The sequence below is a fragment of the Micromonospora sp. DT63 genome (genome assembly GCF_049841615.1).
GTDB lineage: Bacteria > Actinomycetota > Actinomycetes > Mycobacteriales > Micromonosporaceae > Micromonospora.
Map to the genome: position 1 here is coordinate 634,772 of NZ_JBNCKQ010000003.1, position 23,642 is coordinate 658,413.

The 23,642-nt window shown below is 71.5% G+C and carries 22 protein-coding genes and 1 tRNA gene; 15 read left to right on the forward strand and 8 right to left on the reverse strand.

Annotation, left to right across the window (positions count from 1 at the left end; genetic code table 11):
* Positions 1-405 precede the first annotated feature (405 nt).
* Together topA and ACLQ27_RS15355 are read left to right on the forward strand one after the other, a co-directional pair.
* Positions 406-3,252, forward strand: a complete 2,847-nt coding sequence (gene topA, locus ACLQ27_RS15350; protein WP_234584150.1) for a type I DNA topoisomerase — start codon at positions 406-408, stop codon at positions 3,250-3,252.
* A 79-nt stretch (positions 3,253-3,331) separates the two neighbouring features.
* The gene (locus ACLQ27_RS15355) at positions 3,332-4,558 is read left to right on the forward strand and encodes a CapA family protein (protein ID WP_357573529.1); all 1,227 of its coding nucleotides are present in this window, start codon (positions 3,332-3,334) and stop codon (positions 4,556-4,558) included.
* 47 nt (positions 4,559-4,605) lie between these two features.
* Here the strand turns inward: ACLQ27_RS15355 and ACLQ27_RS15360 are convergent, their stop codons facing one another.
* Positions 4,606-5,922, reverse strand: coding sequence for a D-arabinono-1,4-lactone oxidase (locus tag ACLQ27_RS15360; protein ID WP_357573528.1), 1,317 nt, complete (start codon positions 5,920-5,922; stop codon positions 4,606-4,608).
* A gap of 226 nt (positions 5,923-6,148) precedes the next feature.
* Here ACLQ27_RS15360 and ACLQ27_RS15365 point away from each other — a divergent pair, with 226 nt between their 5' ends.
* Complete coding sequence (locus ACLQ27_RS15365) at positions 6,149-6,754, forward strand: TetR/AcrR family transcriptional regulator (protein ID WP_234584216.1); 606 nt, start codon at positions 6,149-6,151, stop codon at positions 6,752-6,754.
* Positions 6,755-6,775: 21 nt separating this feature from the next.
* Here the strand turns inward: ACLQ27_RS15365 and ACLQ27_RS15370 are convergent, their stop codons facing one another.
* A complete protein-coding gene (locus ACLQ27_RS15370; RefSeq protein WP_425867251.1) occupies positions 6,776-7,981 on the reverse strand; it encodes an amino acid deaminase/aldolase in 1,206 nt (401 codons plus the stop codon).
* Between the two features lie 344 nt (positions 7,982-8,325).
* Here ACLQ27_RS15370 and tmk point away from each other — a divergent pair, with 344 nt between their 5' ends.
* The 6 genes from tmk to ACLQ27_RS15400 all read left to right on the forward strand — a co-directional run bounded on the left by tmk (position 8,326) and on the right by ACLQ27_RS15400 (position 14,227).
* Positions 8,326-10,389 (forward strand): dTMP kinase, encoded by a 2,064-nt coding sequence (gene tmk, locus ACLQ27_RS15375; RefSeq protein WP_425867349.1) that lies wholly within the window; start codon positions 8,326-8,328, stop codon positions 10,387-10,389.
* Positions 10,389-11,663, forward strand: coding sequence for a DNA polymerase III subunit delta' (locus tag ACLQ27_RS15380; protein ID WP_425867253.1), 1,275 nt, complete (start codon positions 10,389-10,391; stop codon positions 11,661-11,663). The genes tmk and ACLQ27_RS15380 overlap by 1 nt, the downstream gene beginning before the upstream one ends.
* 122 nt (positions 11,664-11,785) lie before the next feature.
* The gene (locus ACLQ27_RS15385; protein ID WP_007454690.1) at positions 11,786-12,115 is read left to right on the forward strand and encodes a YbaB/EbfC family nucleoid-associated protein; all 330 of its coding nucleotides are present in this window, start codon (positions 11,786-11,788) and stop codon (positions 12,113-12,115) included.
* A 1-nt stretch (position 12,116) separates the two neighbouring features.
* Positions 12,117-12,422, forward strand: a complete 306-nt coding sequence (locus tag ACLQ27_RS15390; protein WP_357491123.1) for a hypothetical protein — start codon at positions 12,117-12,119, stop codon at positions 12,420-12,422.
* Positions 12,422-13,102, forward strand: a complete 681-nt coding sequence (locus tag ACLQ27_RS15395) for a hypothetical protein (RefSeq protein WP_357491121.1) — start codon at positions 12,422-12,424, stop codon at positions 13,100-13,102. Before ACLQ27_RS15390 ends, ACLQ27_RS15395 begins: the two co-directional genes overlap by 1 nt.
* A 285-nt stretch (positions 13,103-13,387) precedes the next feature.
* Entirely contained in the window at positions 13,388-14,227 is an 840-nt protein-coding gene (locus ACLQ27_RS15400) for a PSP1 domain-containing protein (RefSeq protein WP_234584157.1), read from the forward strand.
* 83 nt (positions 14,228-14,310) lie between these two features.
* Here the strand turns inward: ACLQ27_RS15400 and ACLQ27_RS15405 are convergent, their stop codons facing one another.
* Positions 14,311-16,047, reverse strand: a complete 1,737-nt coding sequence (locus tag ACLQ27_RS15405) for a metallophosphoesterase family protein (RefSeq protein WP_357491119.1) — start codon at positions 16,045-16,047, stop codon at positions 14,311-14,313.
* A 143-nt stretch (positions 16,048-16,190) separates the two neighbouring features.
* Between ACLQ27_RS15405 and ACLQ27_RS15410 the strand changes: the two genes are divergently transcribed.
* Positions 16,191-16,267 (forward strand) — tRNA-Thr (locus ACLQ27_RS15410).
* Between the two features lie 250 nt (positions 16,268-16,517).
* Here ACLQ27_RS15410 and ACLQ27_RS15415 read toward each other — a convergent pair.
* A complete protein-coding gene (locus tag ACLQ27_RS15415) occupies positions 16,518-17,570 on the reverse strand; it encodes an aldo/keto reductase (RefSeq protein WP_357491117.1) in 1,053 nt (350 codons plus the stop codon).
* Positions 17,571-17,659: 89 nt separating this feature from the next.
* On the opposite strand from ACLQ27_RS15415, the gene ACLQ27_RS15420 reads away from it, so the two are divergent.
* Positions 17,660-18,265, forward strand: coding sequence for a TetR/AcrR family transcriptional regulator (locus ACLQ27_RS15420; protein ID WP_357491115.1), 606 nt, complete (start codon positions 17,660-17,662; stop codon positions 18,263-18,265).
* Between the two features lie 142 nt (positions 18,266-18,407).
* Here the strand turns inward: ACLQ27_RS15420 and ACLQ27_RS15425 are convergent, their stop codons facing one another.
* The 3 genes from ACLQ27_RS15425 to ACLQ27_RS15435 all read right to left on the reverse strand — a co-directional run bounded on the left by ACLQ27_RS15425 (position 18,408) and on the right by ACLQ27_RS15435 (position 20,505).
* Complete coding sequence (locus ACLQ27_RS15425; protein WP_357573524.1) at positions 18,408-19,016, reverse strand: nucleotidyltransferase domain-containing protein; 609 nt, start codon at positions 19,014-19,016, stop codon at positions 18,408-18,410.
* Between the two features lie 147 nt (positions 19,017-19,163).
* Entirely contained in the window at positions 19,164-19,694 is a 531-nt protein-coding gene (locus ACLQ27_RS15430) for a 2'-5' RNA ligase family protein (RefSeq protein WP_357491111.1), read from the reverse strand.
* A 16-nt stretch (positions 19,695-19,710) separates the two neighbouring features.
* Positions 19,711-20,505: an AraC family transcriptional regulator gene (locus tag ACLQ27_RS15435; RefSeq protein WP_357491109.1), complete on the reverse strand. Its 795-nt coding sequence runs from the start codon at positions 20,503-20,505 to the stop codon at positions 19,711-19,713.
* A 97-nt stretch (positions 20,506-20,602) separates the two neighbouring features.
* On the opposite strand from ACLQ27_RS15435, the gene ACLQ27_RS15440 reads away from it, so the two are divergent.
* Entirely contained in the window at positions 20,603-21,808 is a 1,206-nt protein-coding gene (locus ACLQ27_RS15440; protein WP_357491107.1) for an MFS transporter, read from the forward strand.
* A complete protein-coding gene (locus ACLQ27_RS15445) occupies positions 21,805-21,999 on the forward strand; it encodes an ATP-binding cassette domain-containing protein (RefSeq protein ID WP_357491105.1) in 195 nt (64 codons plus the stop codon). The genes ACLQ27_RS15440 and ACLQ27_RS15445 overlap by 4 nt, the downstream gene beginning before the upstream one ends.
* Here ACLQ27_RS15445 and ACLQ27_RS15450 read toward each other — a convergent pair whose 3' ends face one another.
* Entirely contained in the window at positions 22,000-22,644 is a 645-nt protein-coding gene (locus tag ACLQ27_RS15450; RefSeq protein WP_357491103.1) for a class I SAM-dependent methyltransferase, read from the reverse strand.
* 153 nt (positions 22,645-22,797) lie between these two features.
* Here ACLQ27_RS15450 and ACLQ27_RS15455 point away from each other — a divergent pair, with 153 nt between their 5' ends.
* Together ACLQ27_RS15455 and ACLQ27_RS15460 are read left to right on the forward strand one after the other, a co-directional pair.
* Positions 22,798-23,202, forward strand: a complete 405-nt coding sequence (locus ACLQ27_RS15455; RefSeq protein WP_357491101.1) for a VOC family protein — start codon at positions 22,798-22,800, stop codon at positions 23,200-23,202.
* A gap of 80 nt (positions 23,203-23,282) precedes the next feature.
* The gene (locus tag ACLQ27_RS15460) at positions 23,283-23,639 is read left to right on the forward strand and encodes a VOC family protein (RefSeq protein ID WP_357491099.1); all 357 of its coding nucleotides are present in this window, start codon (positions 23,283-23,285) and stop codon (positions 23,637-23,639) included.
* Positions 23,640-23,642 lie beyond the last annotated feature (3 nt).

The window sequence follows — 23,642 nt, forward strand, 5'->3', positions numbered from 1 at the left end:
GCCGATCATGGAGTTTTGGTGGTGGACTTTCCTCTCCTTCGGGGCTGAACGCCCACCACAACCCCATGATCGACGCGGGTGGGGGGTATGGGACGGGGTGTCCGGTGACGGACAGCTGGCGGGCCGATCCGGGGGAAAACAGCCGGGTCGGGCCTCGGCCGAGGGTCCGCCATCGTCACAGTGACCCGCTTCGAGCCCTACTCACGGTGTACGGTGGCGCCGTCCGGCAGTGCCGAGCGCGGCGGGGCGGGGAGCGCCGCGCCGCAGCGGATTGCCGCCCGCGAAACCCGAAACGCGGACGGCGGGTTACGTTGGACATCCGGACCGCCGGTGCCACGGCGGGGTCGAGAGCGGTCGCTGTCCGGGCGCCGGAAGGCCACGAGCAGGAGTGAGGTCGACAGAGACGTGCCGAGCAAAGCTGGAACCACCCGTCTGGTCATCGTCGAGTCACCGGCGAAGGCCAAGACGATCTCGGGCTACCTCGGCCCGGGGTACGTCGTGGAGGCCAGCTTCGGTCACGTCCGCGACCTGCCGCGCAACGCCGCCGACGTGCCGGCCAAGTACAAGGGCGAGTCCTGGGCCCGCCTCGGGGTGGACGTGGACAACGGGTTCCACGCGCTCTACGTCGTCTCCGCCGACCGCCGCCAGCAGATCAGCAAGCTGGTGAAGCTGGCCAAGGAGGTCGACGAGATCTTCCTGGCCACGGATGAGGACCGCGAGGGCGAGGCGATCGCCTGGCACCTGGTGGAGACGCTCAAGCCCAAGGTGCCGGTCAAGCGGATGGTCTTCCACGAGATCACCAAGCCGGCGATCCAGGCGGCGGTGGCCAACCCCCGGGAGATCGACCGCGACCTGGTCGACGCCCAGGAGGCCCGGCGGATCCTCGACCGCCTCTACGGCTACGAGGTCTCCCCGGTGCTGTGGAAGAAGGTCATGCCGAAGCTCTCGGCCGGCCGGGTGCAGTCCGTGGCGACCCGGATCGTGGTCGAGCGGGAGCGGCAGCGGATGGCGTTCCGCACCGCCGAATACTGGGACATCCTGGCCACCCTCGCCGTGGCGAACGCCGGCGAGGGGCCCCGGGCCTTCAACGCCACCCTGATCGCGTTGAACGGCGACCGGATCGCCACCGGTAAGGACTTCGAGCCGACCACGGGTCGGGTCCGGGCCGGCGCCGGCGTCGTCCACCTGGACGAGGGCGGTGCCCGAGGGCTCGCGGCCCGCCTTGAGGGCCGGCCGTTCACCGTCACCCGCGTCGAGGAGAAGCCCTACCGTCGCCGCCCGTACGCGCCGTTCATCACCTCGACGCTCCAGCAGGAGGCGGCCCGCAAGCTGCGCCTGTCCTCGCAGCAGACGATGCGTACCGCGCAGCGGCTCTACGAGAACGGCTACATCACCTATATGCGTACCGACTCGGTGAACCTGTCGGAGACCGCCATCTCGGCGGCCCGCCGGCAGATCGTCGAGCTGTACGGCGAGCGCAGCGTTCCGCCGGAGCCGCGCCGCTACACCGGCAAGGTGAAGAACGCGCAGGAGGCGCACGAGGCGATCCGCCCGGCGGGGGACAACTTCCGCACCCCGGGCGAGGTGGCCAAGGAGCTGTCCGCCGAGGAGTTCAAGCTCTACGAGCTGATCTGGCGGCGGACGATCGCCTCGCAGATGACCGACGCGGTCGGTTCCAGCGTGTCGGTGCGCATCCGGGCGGTCTCCACCTCGCAGGAGGAGGCCGACTTCGGCGCGACCGGCAAGACCATCACCGACCCGGGCTTCCTGCGCGCGTACGTCGAGTCCAGCGACGACGAGAACGCCGAGGCCGAGGACGCCGAGCGCCGGCTGCCCACCCTGGTCAAGGACCAGCCGCTGACCGCCGACGAGCTGGCCGCGCAGGGTCACCACACCCAGCCGCCGTCGCGCTACACCGAGGCGTCGCTGGTCAAGGCCCTGGAAGAGCTGGGCATCGGCCGTCCGTCGACCTACGCGTCGATCATGCAGACGATCCAGGACCGGGGGTACGTCACCAAGCGCGGCCAGGCGATGATCCCCACGTTCCTGGCCTTCGCGGTGATCGGCCTGATGGAACGGCACTATCCCCGCCTGATCGACTACGACTTCACCGCCAGCATGGAGAACGAGCTGGACGAGATCGCCGGCGGTGACCACGCGGCCGTCGACTTCCTCACCGCGTTCTACTTCGGCAGCTCCAACGGTGCCGGTGACCAGGACATCGCCCGCTCCGGCGGATTGAAGAAGCTGGTCACCGAGAACCTCAGCGACATCGACGCCCGCAGCGTCAACTCCATCCCGCTCTTCACCGACGAGGACGGCCGCGAGGTCGTCGTCCGGGTCGGCCGGTACGGGCCGTACCTCCAGCGGGAGCTGCCCGGCGGTGAGCAGCCGACGCCGGCCGCCACGGGTGAGGGCGAGGAGAGCGGCCCCCAGGGTGACCGGGCGCCGATCCCCGAGGGCCTCGCCCCGGACGAGCTGACCCCGGAGAAGGTGCACGAGCTGTTCCTCGGTGGCAGCGGCGAGCGCAAGCTCGGTGACGACCCCGCCACCGGCGAGCCGATCGTGCTGAAGTCCGGCCGCTTCGGCCCGTACGTGTCCAGTGGTGAGCGCAAGTCGTCGCTGCTGCGGTCGCAGACTCCGGATTCGCTGTCCCTGGAGGAGGCGCTGCGGCTGCTCAGCCTGCCTCGGCTGGTGGGCGTCGCGCCCGACGGCGTCGAGGTGTTCGCCAACAACGGTCGCTACGGCCCGTACGTGAAGCGGGGCGAGGAGTTCCGCTCGCTGGAGTCCGAAGAGCAGATGTTCACGGTCAGCCTGGACGACGCGTTGGCCCTGCTGGCCGCGCCGAAGACCCGGGGCCGGCGGGCCGCCGCGCCGCCACTGCGGGAGATGGGCGTCGACCCGCTGACCGAGAAACCGCTCGTGATCAAGGATGGGCGTTTCGGCCCGTACGTCACCGACGGCGAGTTCAACGCGTCCCTGCGGCGCGGGCAGACCCCGGAGGCGTTGAGCCTCGAGGAAGCCTCGGAGATGCTGGCCGACAAGCGTGCCAAGGGTCCGGCGCCGCGCAAGAAGGCGGCGGCGAAGAAGGCGCCCGCGAAGAAGGCGACGGCCACCAAGAAGACGGCCGCCGCCAGCAAGTCCACTGCCGCGAAGAAGACCACCACCGCCAAGGCGACGGCGGCCAGGAAGGCGGCCCCGGCGAAGAAGGCGGCCCCGAAGAAGGCCACCGCCAGTCCCGCCGAGGAGTGACAGCCAGCACACTGCCCCTAATGGGTTAAATGTCCGATTCGGTGGCGGGGCTCTGGTGTGGACTGCCTAACGTGAGGGGATGTTCGCAACCCCGGTCCCGCGCCGCCGCGTGCTCGTCGGTGCTGCGGCGGGTGCGCTGCTGCTCGCCGTGGCCGCGGTCGGCATCCGGACGATGGACGCCGACAGCCCCTCGCCGGCCGGCGCCATCGCGTCGCACGCTTCCCCGCCGACCGTCGCCCCCGGGTCGTCCACCGGGCCGAGCCGGGATCCCGCCAAAGGGCGGACCGTGCGGCTCGTCGCCGCGGGTGACGTTCTGATCCATCCAGCGGTGACCGAGCAGGCACGCCGGGACGCTGCCCGTGCCGGCGGCATGGACTTCGCCCCGATGTTCGCCGGGGTCGCCCCGGCGGTCCGCGGCGCCGACCTGGCGCTGTGCCACCTCGAGACGCCACTCGCCGATCCCGCCGGCCCGTTCGCCGGCTATCCGTCGTTCAACGCGCCCCCGCAGGTGCTCGACGGGCTGCGCACCACCGGCTTCGACGGCTGTTCGACCGCCTCCAACCACACCCTCGACCAGGGCGCCGACGGGGTGGCCCGGACCATCCGCGCACTCGACGCCGCCGGGCTGGGGCACACCGGCAGCGCCCGCAGCGCCGCCGAAGCGGCCCGGCCCCGGATCTACCAGGTCGGCGACGTCCGCGTCGCCCACCTGGCGTACAGCCTGAACTTCAACGGGCTGACCCGACCCCCGGGTCAGCCGTGGCTGGCCAACCTCATCGATCCGCCCAAGATCCTCGCCGCCGCCCACAAGGCGCGCGCCGCCGGCGCCGACATCGTCGTGCTCAGCCTGCACTGGGGTACGGAGTATCAGCACCTGCCGGACGCCGACCAGCGGGCCTGGGCCGAGCAGTTGATCTCGTCGCCCGACGTGGACCTCATCCTGGGCCATCACGCCCACGCGGTGCAGCCGTTCCAGCGCTTCGGCGACAAGTGGGTGGTCTTCGGCATGGGCAACGAACTGGCCCGGCACGAGGAGCCGATCAACGACAACCGCGAGGGTGTGATGGCCCGGGCGACCTTCACCGAGACCGCCCCGGGGCGCTGGACGGTGACCCGGATGGAGGCACTGCCCACCTGGACCGACCTGACACCGGCCCTCCGGCTGGTCGACCTGACCACAGCGCTTGCCGACCCGGGCACCCCGCCGAAACTGCGGGGCGACTACCGGGCGGCGTACCAGCGGGTGCTCGGCTACGTCCGGGCCCTGGGGGCCGGCGCGAACCAGGTGGTGGCGTCGGGCGGCTGAGCCCCTCTCGACACCGGCCGTGACCCAAGTCCTGGTCCAGCGCGCCGTCAGACCCCGAGGACGTGGGTCAGGTGGGGGTTGGTGAAGACCCGGTGGGGGTCCAGGCGGTCGCGGACCGCCTGGAAGTCGGCGAAGCGGGGGTACGCCGTGGCGAGTGACGCGGCGTCGCGGTAGTGCAGCTTGCCCCAGTGCGGGCGGCCACCCAACCCGGCGGCGACCTTCTCGAAGGCCTGGAAGTACGGCTCGTACGGCATGCCGACGTACTGGTGCACGGCGACGTACGCGTTGTCCCGGCCGTAGCCGTGCGACAGCCAGATGTCGTCGGCGGCGGTGAAGCGCACCTCGACCGGGAAGAGGACCTTGAACGGCAGCCCGTCCACTATCCGTCGCAGCGCGGCGAGCGCCTCGGGCAGCGCCTCGCGGGGCAGGCCGTACTCCATCTCGACGAAACGGACCCGGCGCGGGGTGCAGAACACCCGGTCGGAGCGCCCGGTGTACTGCCGTTCGGTGAGCGCGCGGGCGGAGACGGCGCTGATGCCCGGTGCCAGCGCCGGCACGGCTCGGCCGAGTCGGCAGGCCCCGGCGAAGACCGTGTTGGACAGGAAGTCGTCGTCCAGCCAGCCGCGCCAGCGGGGCAGCGGCCGGTCGTTGGCGGGCGCCCGGTTGTTGGTCTTGACCTGGACCCGGGACGTGTAGGGGAACCAGTAGAACTCGACGTGGTCGTGGCCGCCGATCAGCGTGGGCAGGTCGCCGAGCACGTCGGCCAGCGCGGCGGGGCGTTCGTGGGCGTGCAGGACGAAGGCGTCCACGCAGCGCAGGGTCACCTCGACCAGGACGCCGAGCGCGCCGAGCGCGACCCGGGCGGCGGCGAAGACGTCGGGATGCTCGTCGGCGGAGCAGCGCAGCACCTCGCCGGTGCCGGTGACCAGGGTGAGGGCCTCGACGAAGGTGGACAGGCAGCCGAAGCCGGCGCCGGTGCCGTGGGTGCCGGTGGAGATCGCGCCGGCGACTGTCTGCGCGTCGATGTCACCGAGGTTGGGCAGTGCGAGGCCGTGCCGGGCGAGGAGCCCGTTGAGCGTGTGCAGGGTCATTCCCGCCGGTACCGTGACGAGTCGGCGCGCGACGTCGACACTGACACCGGTGTCCAACTCGGACAGCTCCATCCGCCGGTCGTCGGCCAGGGCGACAGCGGTGAAGGAGTGGCCGCTGCCGGCGACGCGGATCCGGCCTCCGGCGGCGGCGGTGGCGCGTACGGCTTCGGCGACGTCGTCCGGCGAGCCGGGGCGCAGGATCGCTGTGGCGCTGCCACGCTGGTTGCCGGCCCAGTTGGACCAGCGGGCGGTGAGCGGTGCGGTGCCGACCATGCGCGCTCCTTGTTCATGAATATGAACTGACTTCATATCAGGAACGTTGTACCTGGTAAATACCGCAATTGCGATCCGCTCGTTGTACCGGTAGTCACGGACTCGTGACGTGGAGATATGTTCATCCGTCGAAGGGGGGTGGCGCCGAGTGTCCACACCAGCCGCCACGACCGGGCCGCTGCGCCGCGTACCGGTGCAGGGTCGAAGTGTCGCGCGGGTACAGCGCATGTTGGATGCCTGCGCCGAACTCGTCGACGAGGTGGGGTACGAGGGTCTGACGACGACCCTGCTCGCCGAGCGGGCCGAAGTGGCGATCGGGTCGGTCTATCAGTTCTTCCCGGACAAGCGGGCGATCGTGCAGGCGTTGACCCTGCGCACGATGGAGTCCTACCTGCAGCGGCTCGACGAGCGCTTCGCCTCCGACGAGATGACCCACTGGTGGGACGGCGTCGACGCGGGCATCGACGAGTACATCACGATGCACCGCACCGTCCCTGGCTTCCGTACTCTGCACTTCGGCGACGTGGTCGACCTGCACCTGCTCGATGAGCAGCGGGACAACAACGGCGTGATCGCCGACCAGTTGGCGCGGGTGCTCACCGAGCGCTTCGGGCTCACCGACGTGCCGAAGCTGCGCTTCGTCCTGGAGATCGCGGTGGAGGCCGCCGACGCGTTGATCAAGCTCGCGTTCCGGCGGAAGTCCGACGGCGACGAGCGGGTGCTGCTTGAGGCGAAGGCGCTGATCCGGGAGTACCTGCATCGCCAGGTCGACGGGCGCGACAGCGGTCGACCCGCCGCCGAGCAGCAGGCCGAGGCCGTCCAGCACGCCTGAGCCGGCGCGCGGGGCGGCCCGTCAGAGGAACGCGTGGCCCTCGCCCCGGTAGGTGGGCACGGTCGCCACGATCGCGTCCCCCTCGACCAGGTGCAGCTCGTTGACCCGTTCGCACAGCTCACCGGCCTTGGCGTGCCGGAACCACACCCGGTCGCCGACCTTCAGGCCGGCCGCCGCCGCGCCGGACAGCGGAGTCTGCACCTCGCCGGCGCCCTCCGTGGCGACGAGCTTCAGGCCGGCCGGCAGCCACGGCCGGGGCAACCGGCTGTCGGCGGCCTGGCCGGAGGCGATCCAACCGCCGCCCAGCACCGTCGCCAGCTCCGGCGTCGGCCGGCGGACCACCGCGCAGGCGAAGAACGCCGCGGGGGTGGGCCGCCAGGCGCGGTACGCGTCGAACAGCGTCGGCCCGTACAGGCCCGATCCCGCGGTGACCTCGGTGACCGCGGGATCGGCGCTTGTCGCGGCCACGCTGCCGGTGCCGCCGCCGTTGACGAACTCCAGGTCGGCGTGCTCGCGTACCGCCGCCACCGCCGCGCCCCGGCGGGCCAGCAACTCGCGGTACGACCCGCGCTGGGCCAGCCGGATCGCGCCGGCCAGCAGCGTCCGCCCCGGCGGCGCGTCGCCCAGGCCGGCGATCTGCGCCTCGTACGACATGAGCCCGACCAGCCGGAAGCCGGCGCGGCCGGCGACGGCGGCGGCGAGCGCGCCGGCCGCCCGGGCGCTGTGCACCGGCGAGCGGCGGACGCCGACGTGCACCCCGCGCAGTGGTCGCCAGGAGGCGTCCAGGTCCAGGCAGAGCCGCAGTTCGGCGCGCTGCCCCGGGGCGCGGACGGCGTCGATGAAGTCCAGCTGCCCGGTGCCGTCGATCATCAGGGTGATCGCGGCGGCGAGCGTCGGGTCGGCGGCCAGCTCGGCGAGGGCCGCCCGGTCGGCGCTCGGGTACGCGACCAGCACGTCGTCGCTCACACCGGCGCGGACCAGCCAGATCGCCTCGGGCACTGTGAACGCCATGACGCCGTGCCAGCCGGGTCGGGCGAGTGCCCGGCCGATCAACTCCCGGCTGCGCACCGACTTGCTGGCCAGCCGGAGTGGTTTGCCGGCGGCGCGGTCGGTCAGGGCCGCCGAGTTGGCGTCGAAGGCGGTGAGATCCACCACGGCGTACGGGGGGTCGAGATGGGCGGTCGCCCGGTCCAGGCGGTCGCGCAGTTTGTCGCTTTCGATGGCCACGTGTGCACGCTAACTGTCCGACGGTGAATGCGAAATACCCTCGCGTACGTCCCGGGCTGCGGCCGGTGCCTCCGGCGGCCTAGGCTCAGCGAGCAGGAGAATGTCGCCGGTGGGGCGGCCCCCACCGGGTCTAGAGTGTTCCACCGGGGGTGCCCAGCGATGGGCCGGCACGTGGAGGTACGGCCATCGAAAGCCAGAACAGCGGCGAGTCGCCCGGCGTGTCGCGCGCGGGTGACCAGTCGGGCAACGCCGCCAACCAGTCCAGCTCCGGTCAGGTCGATCCGTCCGGCTACGCCGCGATCCGCTCGGTTCTGCGGATCAGGCCGTTCCGGCGGCTCTGGATCGTGCTCGGCGCGGCCTCCTTCGGCGACTGGCTCGGTCTGCTGGCCACCGCTCTCTTCGCCGCCTCCCAGGTGCAGGGCAGCACCGCCCAGGGCGCCGCGTTCGGCGGTGTGACAGCGATCCGGCTGCTGCCCGCGCTGGTGCTCGGCCCGGTGGCCGGCGTCTTCGCCGACCGGTTCGACAGGCGCTGGACGATGGTCATCTGTGACCTCCTGCGTTTCGTCCTCTTCGCGTCCATCCCGCTCTACGCCCTCACCGGCGCCGCGGGCGGTCTGGTGGTCGGCTGGGCGCTGATCGCCACCTTCCTGATCGAGTCGATCACCCTGCTCTGGATCCCGGCCAAGGAGGCCGCGGTCCCCAACCTCATCCCGCGGGCCCGGCTGGAGGCGGCGAACCAGCTCACCCTGATCACCACGTACGGCCTTACCCCGATCGCCGCCGCGATCGGCCTGGCCGTGCTCGACCGTGGTGTCCGTGGCGCCGTCGGCGGTGACCTGCCGAACTGGGCGGAACCGGCCCAGCTCGCGCTCTGGTTCAACTCCTTCTCCCGGCTCGCCACCGCCCTGGTGGTGGCCTTCGGGATCAAGGAGATCAGCGAGGCGCAACGCGGTGAGGCCGAGCGCTCCGAGCAGAGCATGTTCCGGCAGTTCTCCGAGGGCTGGAAGTACATCGGCAAGACCCCGCTCGTGCGTGGTCTGGTGCTGGGCATCTTCGGGGCGTTCGCCGGTGGCGGCATCGTCGTCGGCACGGCCAAGTTCTTCGCCAACTCGCTGGGCGCCGGCGACGCCGCGTTCTCGCTGCTCTTCGGCGCCATGTTCGCCGGTCTGGCCCTCGGCATCGGTCTCGGTCCGATGATCGTCAAGGACATGTCCCGGCGCCGGTGGTTCGGCATGAGCATCGTGCTGGCCAGCGCCGCCGTGATGACCCTCGCCTTCGCCATCCACCTGTCCATGGCGATCGTCGGCGCGGTCCTGGTCGGCGCCGGTGCCGGGATGGCTTTCCTGGCCGGCACCACACTGCTGGGCGGCGAGGTGGCCGACGAGGTGCGGGGCCGGGTCTTCGCGGTGGTGCAGATCGGCACCCGGCTGGTGCTGATCCTGGCCATCGGGCTCAGCAGCGTGCTGGTCGGCGTCGGCGGCTCCCGCAAACTGACAATCGCCGACCTCGGCATCTCCATCTCCTCCACCCGCCTGCTGCTGCTCGCCGCCGGCGCCGCCGGCATCTTCGCCGGGATCAGCGCCTTCGGCCAGATGGACGACAAGAAGGGTGTTCCCGTCCTCGCCGACCTCTGGGGCTCGATCCGGGGCCGCCCGCTGATGCCCTCCGAGCCGTTCGTCTCCGCCGGGCTCTTCGTGGTGTTCGAGGGCGGCGAGGGCGCCGGCAAGTCCACCCAGCTCACCGCGCTCGCCGAGCGGCTGCGCGGCCAGGGCTGCGACGTCCTGGTCACCCGCGAGCCGGGGGCCACGGCCGTCGGCCAGCGGATCCGGTCGCTGGTGTTGGACACCTCCGGCGACGAGGCGCCCTCCCCGCGCGCCGAGGCGCTGCTCTACGCCGCCGACCGGGCACACCACGTGGCCGCAGTGGTCCGGCCTGCGCTGGTCCGTGGCGGTGTGGTGATCAGTGACCGGTACGTCGACTCGTCACTCGCGTACCAGGGCGCCGGGCGGACGCTTCCGGTCGACGAGGTCTCCTGGCTCTCCTCCTGGGCCACCGGAGGGCTCAAGCCGGACCTGGTGGTGCTGCTCGACGTCGAGCCCCGGACCGGCCTGTCCCGGGTGGCCTCGCGCAACGCGGGCGCCGACCGGCTCGAGGCGGAGTCGATCGCCTTCCACGAGCGCGTCCGCTACGCGTTCCTGGACCTCGCCGCCGCCGACCCGAAGCGCTACCTGGTGCTCGACGCGTCCCGACCGGCCGACGAGATCACCGGCCTGGTGGTCCGGCGTGTGCAGGAGATGCTGGGTAAGCCGGGCGGCATCGTGCACCCCCGCCCCGCGCAGGGCCCGGACACCTCGGTGCAGCCCGAGTTATCCGACGCGGAGCTGGTGACGATGGAGCACAAGACCTGATGCCGGACGTCTTCGCCGATCTGGTCGGCCAGGACGAGGCGGTCGCCGAACTGCGCCGGGCCGCCGGCGCGGCGGCGGCAGTGCTGCGCGCCGGCGCGGCCGACCGGGCACCCGCGCTGATCGCCGCAGGCGCGGCCGGCGAGGCCGCTCCCGAGCCCGGCGACACCGAGCCCGGCGCGCTGGACCCGTCCACCGGGATGACGCACGCCTGGATCTTCACCGGGCCACCCGGTTCCGGTCGCTCGGTCGCCGCCCGCGCCTTCGCCGCAGCCCTCCAGTGCACGTACGGCACCGGCTGCGGCGAGTGCCCCGGCTGCCACACCACGATGGGCGGCACCAACGCCGACGTCCGGATGGTGGTGCCGGAAGGGCTCTCCATCGGCGTCGGCGAGATGCGCGCGCTGGTGTTGCGCGCGGCCAGCACCCCGTCCGGCGGGCGGTGGCAGGTGGTGGTCATCGAGGATGCCGACCGGCTCACCGAGGCGGCCGGCAACGCGCTGCTCAAGGCCATCGAGGAGCCGCCACCGCGTACGGTCTTCATGCTCTGCGCCCCGTCCACCCACCCGGACGACATCTCGGTGACCATCCGGTCGCGCTGTCGTCTCGTACCCCTGCGCCAGCCGCCGGCCGCCGCGGTGGCCGAGGTGCTGGTCCGGCGGGACGGCATCGCGCCCGACGTGGCGCAGTGGGCGGCGGCTGCCGCGCAGGGGCACGTGGGTCGGGCCCGCCGGCTGGCCCGTGATCCGGAGGCCCGCAAGCGGCGTGAGGCGGTCCTCGCCGTGCCGCGCCGGCTGACCGGCGTCGGCGCGGCGTTCGACGCGGCGTCCGCGCTGATCGAGGCGGCCGAGGCGGAGGCCGAGGCGTCGGTGTCCGAGTCGGACGCGACGGAACGGGCCGCGCTGGAGACCGCGCTCGGCGCGGGCGGCACCGGTCGGGGCGCGGCCGGCGCGATGCGCGGTGCCGCCGGGCAGCTCAAGGAGTTGGAGAAGCGGCAGAAGTCGCGGGCCACCAGGGCCCAGCGGGACGCGCTGGACCGGGCGCTCGTCGACCTGGCCGGCTTCTACCGGGACGCGCTCACCATGGCGCTGCGGGCCCCGGTCGATCCCGTGCACACCGACACCGCCGCGCTCGCCGGCGCGGGGGCCCAGAAGTGGGACGCCGAGGGTTCGCTGCGCCGGTTGGAGGCCGTTCTCGCCTGCCGGGCGGCGATCGAGGCGAACGTCAAGCCACGGATCGCGGTGGAGGCGATGATGCTCGCCCTCTGGAAGGGCTGACCCGCAGCTCCAGCCGGTTGTCCACAGCCATCGACACGCGCGATTGCGGTGCGGTACGGTCCGGTGTGCCGTGGTGACGGTGACGGCACGCTCAGTGAGGGGCCATCCGGGAGGAGTCGCCGATGCCGCGGGGGGAGATCGACGAGGCCTGGATCGAGGAGGCGGTGCGGCGCTACCGCCGCATCGAATCGCTGCAGGCCGAGTTCGACCAGGCCGTCTCGACAGTCGAGGTCACCGTCCGGTCGCCGGACGGGCTGGTCGAGGTGGTGGTCACCGCCGGCGGGCGGATCACCGACGTCCGGTTCCTCGGGCCGCTGCACACCCGCAGCCCACGAGACGTGGCGGGCTCGGTGCAGGCCGCCGTCACCGCGGCCGCCGACGCCGCCGAGTGGGCCCGGGAGAAGCTGCACAACGAGACGTTCGCCGCCTACCGACCGCTCGCGGGGGCCTGACATGGACGCACTGCGCGCGCTCTCCGCGCGGCTCGATGAGGCGAGCGCCATCCTGACCACGCTGTCCCACACGGTCACCGCAAGCGACCCGGCCCAGGCCGCGTTCGGCGCGGACGCCCCGGGCCGCCCCGGCGAGATCGGTCGCGCGCTGCACCGACAGTGGACCGCCGCCACCGACGATCGGGCCCGCGAGGCGCGAGCCGCCGCCGCTCGGCTCGCCGCCGCCTCCTCGGCGGTCCGCGAGGCCGCCGACCGGTACGCCGAGGTCGACCGCGCCGCCCGCCGCCGGATCATCGGGGAGCCGTGATGGACCCGCTGGACCGGCTCGCCGAACCGGGCCTCAACCTGCTCTACCGGGTGGACGCGTTGCTCGCGGCCGGCGTTCCCGAGGGGCACCGCGTCTGGCCTCTGCTGCGCCGGATGCAGGTGCTGCCGGGTGACGCCGTCCGGGGCTTCCTCGACCTGCACCCGGCGCCGCTGGCCAGCGCCGGGCACGCGGTGCGCCGGCTGGTCCGGGGGTACGACGACGTCGGCGCGGCGCTCACCGACCCGGTGCTCTGGTCCGGTCCGGCCGCCTCGGCGTACGGGCAGGAGCGCGCCGCGCTGCTGCGCCATCTCGACGAGGGTCCGGAGAGCCTGGTCGGGCGACTGGAATCCACCGCCGGGTACGCGGACGCCCTCGCCGACTGGGTGGAGGGCAGCCGCCTCGCCCTGGCCCGGACGATGGCCGACGTGCTGCGCTCGGCCGAGGCGGTGGCCGTGGTCGCCGCCACCGCCACCGGTCCGCCGACCCGCCTGACGCCGGTCGGGCCGGGTGTCGCCGACGCGGCCGAGATCGCGGCGCGGGTGCTGGCGGTGCTGTGCGTCGCGTACGACGGTGCCGAGACACTGCTGCGTCAGTGGGCGCCGAGCCTGGCGGAGTCCACCTGGCGGTCGTCGATGGACGGCCGTCCCCGCTACGACCAGCCCACCCGGGTCGGCTGGTAGCCGGTCGTCGCGTCCCCGGACAGGCCACGGCGTCGCTCGCGGGCGCCCGAGCAGAGTCGGCGCCCACGGCGACGCCGTGGTCTTCCCCCTGCACCCCCCGCAGGTCTGCCTCCACTCAACGCCGCCCGGAGACGTTTGTCCCGCACCCGCGGCCGGAATCAACCGTCCGGGCGAGGGTCAACGGCACGACGGGTGGCCCGGCAATAGGTCGAGTCGACGGTCATGGATGCCGGTGTGCGGATCGGCCGCTGCGTCCTTTGCGGTGATGCGTCGTAAGGTGGGGGGATGGGCATGCTCTGCGCGGTCAGCTTCAACCGGTACGGGCGCCTCTACTACCTCGACCCGGGCGAGTTGCGCCCGCAGGTGGGCGACCGGGTGCTGGTGCCGACCGACGACGGGCCCGAGGTGGCCGAGTGCGTCTGGGCCGCCCAGTGGGTGACCGAGGAGACCGACGGCTTCCCCCGGCTGGTCGGGCTGGCCGGTGACGACGACCTGGCCCGGGACGAGGCGCTGCGCCGTCGTAAGGCCGAGGCGAAGGTGGCGGCGAAGCGGTTGATCCGTGCGCACGGCCTGCCGATGAAGGTGGTGGCCGTCGACCACGTCCTCGGCTCGGGCGACGGCGGCGGCGAGCGCAGCACCGTCTACTTCACCGCCCCGCACCGGGTGGACTTCCGGTCCCTGGTCCGCGACCTGGGCGCCACCCTGCACTGCCGGGTCGAGCTGCGGCAGCTCTCGGCACGGGATTCGGCGCGCGTCCAGGGCGGCATCGGTTCGTGTGGCCGGGACCTGTGTTGCGCGACGTTCCTGACCGACTTCGAGCCGGTGACGATCCGGATGGCCAAGGACCAGGATCTGCCGCTGAACCCGCTGCGCATCTCGGGGGCGTGTGGCCGGTTGATGTGCTGCCTGAAGTACGAGCACCCGCTGTACCAGCGCTTCCAGGAGACCGCGCCGGCCGTCGGCAGCCGTGTCTCCACCCCCGAGGGCGACGGTCGGGTGGTCGGCCACAGCGTCCCGCGAGACGCGGTCACCGTCCGCCTGGACGCCGACGGTTCCCGCTGCTCCTGCTCCCGCGCCTCCGTCTGCGCCCCCCGCCAAGCCCACGACCAGCACTACACCCCCTAACCCCCGGGGTCATCTTGTTGATCAAGAGCTTTGCGTCATTCGGAGCCCGAATTCTGACGCAAAGCTCTTGATCAACAGGTGGGTCAGGAGAGGACGATGGGGGGTTCGGTCAGGTGGGGGGTTAGCGGGGCGCGGGGGGTCAGCCAGCTGGCTGTGGGGGACTGGTCGGGGTTCACCTGCCAGTCGCGGGCCACCCGGTCCACCCCGAGCGGGTACACCGTCAGCGTGCCATCCGGGTCGATGCGCAACCGCAGGAACGACTTGGAGTCCTCGATGCCCTGCCCGGCGAACAGCTCGTTGACGTTCACCCCGAACGCACTGGCGACCAGCAGGTACGCCGCCACCAGCTGACTGGCCACCAGGCCGATGACCGGGCCGTACAGCACCGCCGCGGCGACCGCCGGCAGCGGCCACGGCCAGTCGTAGAACGGCAGCGCCAACCAGACCCAGGTGCCGCCGGCGGCCAGCGCCACCTGGGCCACGCCGTGGCTGACGCCGAGAATCCAATGCCGGACATGCCGCTTGCCACTGGCGCTGGGCGGCTTGGCGAACAGCACCGCCGCCACCACCGTCACGAGCACCATCAGCACCAGCGGGACGCTGAACAGTCGCTGGTTGGTGCTGTCGGCCCAGTTCGCCGTCGCACCCGCCATGGCCAGCATCAGCAGGGTGTGCAGGGTGCCGAGCAGCGTGGCGAAGCCGGGGTTGCGAAACGGCAGCCGGGCGAAGATGCCCCAGCCGTAGCGCCGGGAGCGGGCCGCGTCCGGATAGCGGGCCACCAGGTCGTACGGCTCTGTGCGGCTGGCCCGTCGGGTCAGCGTGTCCCGGGGCGGCACCTCGATGCGCTTCGGGAGCTTGTGCGTCGGGTACAGGTACGCGCCGCCGCCGCCACAGGTGATCAGCTGCCGCTCCGGGCCGGCATAGCGGGCGTAGTGGTGCAGGTCGCCGGAGAGCAGCAGACGCACCTGCGCCCCGGTCGGATCGATGATGGTCCGGATGAAGTAGTCGATCGAGTCGTACGCCGTGGGGATGTCGGCGGCCTTGACCCACGTCGGCGACGGCGCCGCGATGATCACCTTCGACTCGGGGGTGAGTCGCCGGGCCACCTCGTCGAAGTACGCCAACTGTGGGTCGTCCAGGTATGAGCCGGACTGGTCGTCGACGCCCAGCAGCCACCAGCCGGCCGGCAACTCCACGGCGAAGTACGACCGCGACTGCCCGGTGCGCCAGCCGGCGAAGTTACGGTCCCGGGAGCGGACGAACAACCGCAGGAAGGCGGTCAGGCCGTCGTACCAGTCGTGGTTGCCCGGCACCGCGAACAGCGTGGGACCCTCGGGCGGGGTCGCCGGCAGCGCGGCCTGGTACGGCCCCTTGCACCGGTTCTCGTACTCCGCGTAGGCCGCCGACGGGTACACCTGGTCCCCGCCCATCACCAGGGTCTGCCCACGGGGCAGCCGGTGCCCGTCCACGGTCAGCTCCGGCTGCGCCAGCAGGTACGCGACGGAGTAGGTGGCGTGGAAGCCGTCACCGAGGTCGGCCACGTAGTCGAGCCAGAGTCCGCCGTCCGGCCCCGCCTGGCGGAAGATGCCGTCGCCGAAGGCGTTCTGCAACTCGCGCTTGTCCAGGTACGCCCCGAAGAGGATCGCCAACAGTGTCCGGATGCCGGTGCTGATCAGCAGGAACGGCGCCAGCCAGGGCACCGGCTTGCGGGGGGTGAAACCCAACTCCAGGGGGTCGGTGGAGCGCGGCCGGCGAGGGGCCCGCTCCCCGTCGGGTTGCTCGCCCGCCGGGGTCTGGTGATCGTCGCGTTCGTCACTCACGCGCCGCAGCGTAGTACCGGTCCCGCCGAGGCGCTGTCCGGTAATTAGCCAGATGGCGGTGGTTGTCCGGTTGGTGCCGGCGGCGGCGCGGGGGTATCCCGCTCGGTCCGGAGCCGGGGGGTGCCGTACACTTGCTGATCGTTGCCGCCTTAGCTCAGTCGGCTAGAGCGACGCACTCGTAATGCGTAGGTCGACGGTTCGATTCCGTCAGGCGGCTCCACGGAAAGGCCCAGGTCACCGGCTTCATCGCCGATCATGACCTGGGCCTTTCGCTGTGCCGCCAAGGAGGCCAGAGCCAGTCCAAGGAGGGCAGCCACCTGCTCTGTCGTCGGCAGCTCGCCAGCCACGCACTCGATGAAGGATTCCGCTCGATGAAGGACTCCGCGATCTCCCAGAGCGGTCTTTCGATTGGGCTCCGAGGCCAGACGAAGGTGGCAAGACGCTCTTCGTCTTCGACGGGGGCGTGCTGATCAGGCGGCGCCACGCTCACTGACCGGCCGCCGGCGCAGGTTCGGGTTCAGCAGGGCCGGGGGCAGGTAGGCCTGGTCGAGCCGGGTGACGTCGGTGCCGGGCGCGACGATCTCGTCGATCCGGTCGAGGATCTCGTCGGTGAGCGTGACGTCGACGCCAGCGAGCAGGTTGTCGAGGTGCTCCATCGTGCGCGGGCCGAGGATTGCGCTGGTCACGCCCGGGTGTGCGATGGCGAATGCCATGGCGAGGTGGGTCAACGGCATGCCTGCCTCGTTGGCGAGCGGGATGAGCTGCTCGACGACGTCGATCCGGCGCTCGTCGGTGAGGTGCCTGGAGAAGCGGGCGCGGCGCAGGTCGTTCTGCTCGCCCTTGCGGACCCGGCCGGTGAGCATTCCCTGCCCGAGCGGGCCCCACACCAGCGTGCCCATCCCGTAGCGCTGCGCGGCCGGCAGCACCTCGCTCTCGATGCTGCGGTTGAGGATCGAGTAGGGCGGCTGCTCGGTGTGGAAACGTTCCAGCCCGCGCCGCTCGGCGACCCACTGGGCCTCGATGATGTCGGATGCGGGCATCGTGGACGACCCGATCGCCCGGACCTTGCCACTGCGGATCAGGTCGGAGAGCGCGGAGAGCGTCTCCTCGATGTCGGTGTCGGGGTCCGGGCGCTGGATCTGGTAGAGGTCGATGTGGTCGGTCTGCAGGCGGCGCAGCGAGTCCTCGACCGCGCTCATGATCCAGCGGCGGGAGGCGCCTCGCTGGTTGGGGTCGGTGGCCGTGCCCGGCGTCCGGGGCAGCGCGTTCAGCCTGGGAAGGCCCACCTTGGTCGCGAGGATGACCTTGTCGCGGCGCCCCTTGAGGGCCCTGCCCACGATCTCCTCCGAGTCGCCGTAGGCATCGGCGGTGTCGACGAGGTTGATCCCCGCGTCCAGCGCCCTGTGGATGACCTTGATCGAGTCGTCAGGGTCGGGGTTCCCGATCACCGTGGCGAACATCAGCGTGCCGAGCGCGTACGGGCTGACCTTGATGCCCGTCCGGCCCAGGGTGCGGTACTGCATGAGCGTCTCCCTGCGGTATCGTCGTTATCTGGAAACTCTTTCCGGAACTATACGGAAAGCCTTTCCGGAACAGCAAGGGAGGCGCAGCCATGTCCGACAACACGGCAGATTTCAGTGTTCGCGATCGCGCCCCGCGCCGGCTGCGCACCGACGCGCGCCGCAACATCGAGTCCCTGCTCGAAGCGGCTAAGACGGTCTTCAGCACCGTCGGCGTCGACGCCCCCGCCAAAGAGATCACCGATCTGGCCGGCGTCGGCGTCGGCACGCTCTACCGGCACTTCCCGCAGCGCTCGGACCTGATCAAGGCCGTCATCGAGCGCGAGATCGACGCCTGCGCCGACGCTGCCCCGGCTCTGGCCGCCGCGCACGAGCCGGGGGTCGCCCTCGCGAAGTGGCTCGACCGGTTCACCGCGTTCGTCGCGACCAAACGCGGATTTGCCGCAGCCCTGCACTCCGGCGATCCGGCGTTCGACGGCCTGCCCGGATATCTCCTGCAGAAGCTGGGACCGGCCCTCGAGTCCCTGCTCGACGCCGCGACGGCCAGCGGCGAGGTCCGGGCCCGGGTCGGTGCCCAGGACCTGCTGTACGCCGTTGCCAAACTGTGTGCGCCCATGCCGGACGAGGAACCCGACTACGGGCGGCGCATGGTCGCGCTCCTCGTCGACGGACTGCGGTCCGGCGAATCCCCGCACTGAGACACCAGTCGACTCGCGCGGAGTTGAACGAACAGACGTCGGGCGGTGCGGCAGCACGAGCATCGGCGCGGGTCGGCCCTGAAGGTCATTCGATTCCGTCCGGCAGCTCCGCTCGAACCGGGTCTCAGTTCCGCGCCGACGATCAGCCGCGCGCCGGGGGGTCGTTGGCCCACGGCGAGTGCGGGTGCGCGGTACGGATCGCCATCCGCAACCACCGGCGTTGCTCGGGGAGTAACAGGCGGTCGGCGATGCTCAGGTCATGCTCGTCCTGCGGGCGTGGATCTCGCGCCTTCCACAGGAGTTGAGTGGCCAGCGTTCCGGTCGGTACGCCACGGACAGTCGCGACGGCCGAACTCCACCCGAGACTGATCCGTGGATCTCTGCGGTACCGCCAGACCGACTCGTCGCCGTCCTCCACGTTGACCTGAAGGACGAAACGATCGCGGTTCTCGTCGTGTATCCAGATATTGCGCAGCTCGGGGTCGTCAAGGTGCTCCGTCAACGGGAGAAGACGCCCGCTCATGGCCGCGATCGGCCGCAGCTGGGCGGGCATGCTGCCGAGCAGGGCTGGGAGCCCCGGCCGGAGGGTGCTGACGTCGATGTCGCCGTGCTGGCGGCTGACCGCGCCCAACCAGTGGTCGATGGCCCATCCACCGGAGAGCCACCAGCGGGCCGGACAGCGGCCGAGCAGCGAGCAGACGTCGGTGATGGAGAGCGCCGCCCAGACGTGCCGTTGAGGGTCGTACCGCACGCCCCCAGGCTGGCACCGACTCACACCGGACGCCAGGCTCCGCACCCGGGCCTGCTGGTAGCGCAGGTGCCGACCCACCGGGGTACGCCTGCGGTAGCGCCTCTGACAGAGGGGCTGGCCCGGTACGCGGAGGACTGCCGAACGTACTCAGCGATCCGCCCCCAGCGGAAACTCGCAGACGGTACGCCATGGGCTCAGGCCCGGCGTTCCGGCGATGAGTCGCACCATGTCGACGGCCGCGTTGATCGGCAGCTGCGCGGAGACCGTCTCGGCGGCGTGGCTCAGGGTGGGCTCGGGGGCGTCGCTACCGATGGTCAGGTGCGGCACCACCTCGGTGTGCGCCCCGGCATAGGGGGCGGTCTCGGGAAACCGCTGCCACACCGCCGCGGTGAGGTTCCGGAACGGACGGTCGGGCTGCGGTGCGAGCCATACGACCGTGTCGCCGAACCAGCCGATGTGAGTAAACGCAACCTCGAACCGCGGTATGCCGGCAATGGCCTTGCGCAGTACTGCCAGGACCTGGTCGCTGATCTGCTGCGGAGGCAGGAACGGGTAGAGGACTGTCACGTGTGCCGGCACGCCCCAGGAGGCAGCGGGGTCGAGGGATTCCCGAAACCGGCCCACCGCTTCCTCGGCCTCGGGTATCGGCACGATGAGCGCCGTCTGTGTCGGTTCCATCCCGGCAGTTTCCCGATCACGGCCGGTGCTCGTCCACGGGGTTTCGCCACCGGTGCTGCGTAGCGCCCGTCGGAGGAGAATCGCGCCCCTGCCGGCTCCGGCAGTACTCGCCCGGCGTCATCCCGAAGTAGGCCCGGAACGCCTGAATGAAGGCGCTGGGGCCGCTGTAACCACTGGCCGCGGCGGTCGTGGTCACCGATTCACCCACGGCGATCAACGTGAGCGAGTGATGCAACCGCAGCTGCGTCCGCCAGTGCGGGAACGACATTCCGGTCTGCTCCCGGAACAGCCGGCTGAGGGTACGCGCGCCGGCTCCCACGGCAGTGCCCAGCTCGCCGAGGGTGCGACGGTCGGTGGGGTCCTCGAGCAGGATCTCGGCAAGATCCCGCAGCCGGGAATCGGCCGGGTACGGCAGGCGAAGGCGCAGTGTGGTCGCACGTCGTAGCTGGTCGAGCGCCACGCGTTCGAGGTTGTCCCGTTCGTCGTCGGTCAGCTCCTCGCCGTCGGTGAGGCTGACGATCACCTCGCGCAGCAGCGGCGAGACGGCCAGGGCGGTCGGTTGATCCACGCCCATCGGATTCAGTGGGCGATCGAACATGATCGCGCGCATGTCGGTGGGCCCGTACGCCCGATGGGCGTGGGCGACCCCGGCCGGAATCCACACCGCCCGGTCCGGTGGCACCGTCCACATTCCCGTCGGCGTCGACACGGCCAGCACTCCGTTGCGGGGGCAGACAAGCTGGTGGCGTCCGTGGTGGTGCCAGTCGATCCGGTCACGGTCGGCCAGGGGTACCCGGGCGGGACCGTCCACATCTTGGCTGCTTGGCGACATAAGTCGGCAGGATATCGATAGCCGGCAACTGGGACGCTCGGGCATTCTTCCTCCGACACCCGCAACGAGAGAGCTGATGGTGGCGGAGACAAGCAGCCGAGCGAACCCGGCCAACCCCGAGTCGGTGCTGGCACTGGCCGAGGAGCTGGACAGGCAACCGTCGGCGTGGCGGCGGATGCGACTGTGGGGCGCGGCCCACGCGGTCGACGACCTTTATCAGGGTCTGGTGCCGGCCTGCGTCCCGTATTTCGTACTGGACCGCCATTACAGCTACGTCGCCGCAGGGGGGCTCACGCTCGCCGCGACCCTGGGCAGCTCGGTTCCGCAGCCCTTCATCGGTGTCGCCGTCGACCGTTATCGGCTGGACTGGCTGGCCGGGGCGGGAGTAACGCTCGCCGGAGTCGGGCTCGGCCTGTCCGGTCTCGTGGACAGTTACGTGGCGGTCTGGCTCCTGCTCTGCGTGTCGGGATTCGGCGTGGCGATGTTCCACCCGGCCGCCGGAAAGTCGGCACGGGTGGCGGCGGGCGACAGTGCGACAGCGATGAGCATCTTCGCCGCCGGGGGCAGTGTCGGGTTCTTTCTGGCGCCGGTGCTTGCCACTCCCGCACTGATCGCGATGGGCGTCGGAGCGACCGCGCTCTTCATCCCGCCGGCCGTGCTCATGGGGTTCCTGCTGTACCGGAACCGGCTGCGGCGACCGGCCGCGCGCACCGTCTCGCACAACGGCCGGGACCGCTGGGTCCCCTTCCTGGTGCTGACCTGCATCGAGACCGTCAGGTCGGTCGCCTTCTTCGGCGCGATCACCTTCATCGAGTTGTTCTGGATACGCCATCTGGGCGCGGGCCGGAGTCTCGCCGGGGCGGCGCTGGCGTGCTTCCTGGTCGGCGGAGTGGCCGGGACTCTGCTGGGGGGTCGGATCGCCGACCGCGTCGGGATGGTCCGCACCGTGCAGTTCGGCGCGATCGTCGCCGTTCCCGCACTCGTCGGCCTGCGGCTCACGCCCGGGGAGTACCCGCCGCTCGTCTTCGCCGTGCTCGCTGGCATCGCCCTGAACATCCCGTTCGCCGTGCTGGTCAAGCTGGGCCAGGACTATCTGCCGTCGCGGCCCGGCACGGCGGCGGGCGTGACCCTCGGGCTCGCCGTGAGCATCGGCGGCCTCCTCGCGCCCGTCCTCGGGGTGGCGGCGGAAGCCTGGGGCCCGCAGGGCGTGTTCACCATCATCTGTCTGATCCCCCTGGTGGCGCTGGCCCTCGGCGTGTTCCTCACCGAGCCGCAGAAATGACGGGGTACGCCGACCCGGGCGACACGGTGATCGAGGCCCGGGACGTCGATGTCGTGCGGGAGGGTCGCCTGCTGCTCGCGGATGTCAGCGTCACGATCCGCGCCGGGGAGCACTGCGCACTGATCGGGCCCAACGGTGCGGGCAAGAGCACGCTGCTCAGCGTGCTCGGCGCCGACCGGATCCGCGGGTGATCAGGGCTCTCGTCGACCGAAGGTGATGCCGCCGAGCTTGCTCTCGGGTGAGATGACTGTCATCTCGGCCTCGACCGCGAACCCGTTGTCGCGTAGCCAGGCGGCGACCTGCGCCGGCCGGCGGCGGTGCACGCGGATCCTCATGGGGTGACCGCCGTACCCCTCGGTCTTGAGGGTCGTCTCGTCGCCCACGTGGTAGCCGACCAGCAGCGGGCCTCCGGGGCGCACCACCCGCCGGAAGTGCGCGAGGACCTGACCGAGCCGCTCGTCGGGAATGTGGATGAGCGAGTACCAGGCGATCAGGCCGGCCACCGAGCCGTCGGGCAGGTCGAGATCGGTCATGGAGCCGACCTCGAATCTCAGGTCGGGGTGCTCGTGGCGGGCCACCGCGATCATTCCGGGGGAGAGGTCGATGCCGAAGGCGGCGATGCCCAGCTCGTTCAGGTGCGCCGTGATGCGACCCGGTCCGCAGCCCACGTCGGCGACCGGGCCCCCGCCTGTGGCGCGTACGTGGTCGGCGAACAACGCCAGAGCTGCCCGCTCGTAGGGTGCCTGTGCCAGGAAGTCGCGGACCAGGTGCGCGTAACTGACCGCGACCGTGTCGTAGGACGTGCGGGTGTCTGCCAACCAGCCGTCGACACTCATGGCGGCCACGCTAGAGGGTCATGCCGGGGGCGGGCATCCGGCGCCACCGGTTGTCGATGCGCTACGAGTGTCAGCCCCGCTGTCCATACTGGAAATGCGGTCCTCATCCCCGAGCCGGTGGCCGTGTCCGACCGACCTGTGGAGGTGCCGTCCATGCCAGCCGCACCAGTGATCATCAGCCTGCCGATCGCCGATCGTCCGACCTCGTACCGCTTCTACCGCGACAGCCTCGGCCTCGAAGCGGTGGGTGAGCTGGCCGACGACGGCATCCCGGAGCCGTTGCAGTTCGTGGTCAACGACGGGCTGCGCCTGATGCTCATCCCGACCGGCGGCTTCGGTTGGGTGATCGGCGGACACGAGGTCGCCCCGCGGGGGCAGAGCGAGTGCCTGCTCGGCCTCGGGGCCGCCACCGTGGCCGAGGTGGACGCGGTCGTCGAGCGGGCGCGCGTCGCAGGCGGCGAGGTCGTCACCGAACCGACCGCACAACCATGGGGGTACGCGGGCGTCTTCGCCGATCCGGACGGCCACCTGTGGATGGTGTCGGTCACCCCGGAGTGACGTCCGGCAGGATCAGAGTCCGTAGTCGGACGCGGTTTGCCGGGAACGCCGCGGCGAGCCTGCGCCGTTAGGGTGACCTGGTGACGGTACGGGGGTTGCGGCGGATCATCGTGTCGGTGGCGGATCGGGAGCGCGCGCTGGCGCTCTACCGGGATGCGTTGGGGCTGACCGAGAAGTACGGCGCCGGTGAGATGGTGGCCCTGGCCGTTCCGGGTTCCGAGGTCGAGCTTCTGCTGCACGAACGCCCACCCACGCCCGGCTTGGCCGGCGTTGCGGTGAGCTTCCTCGTCTCGGACGTCGACGCGGCGACCGCTGCGGCGGTGAAGGCGGGTGCCCAGGTCGTTGACGCGCCAGCTGATCAGCCCTGGGGCGAACGACAGTCGGTGCTCACCGATCCGGACGGCCATGTCCTCTGCCTGGTGACGCCAGCGGCCTGACCG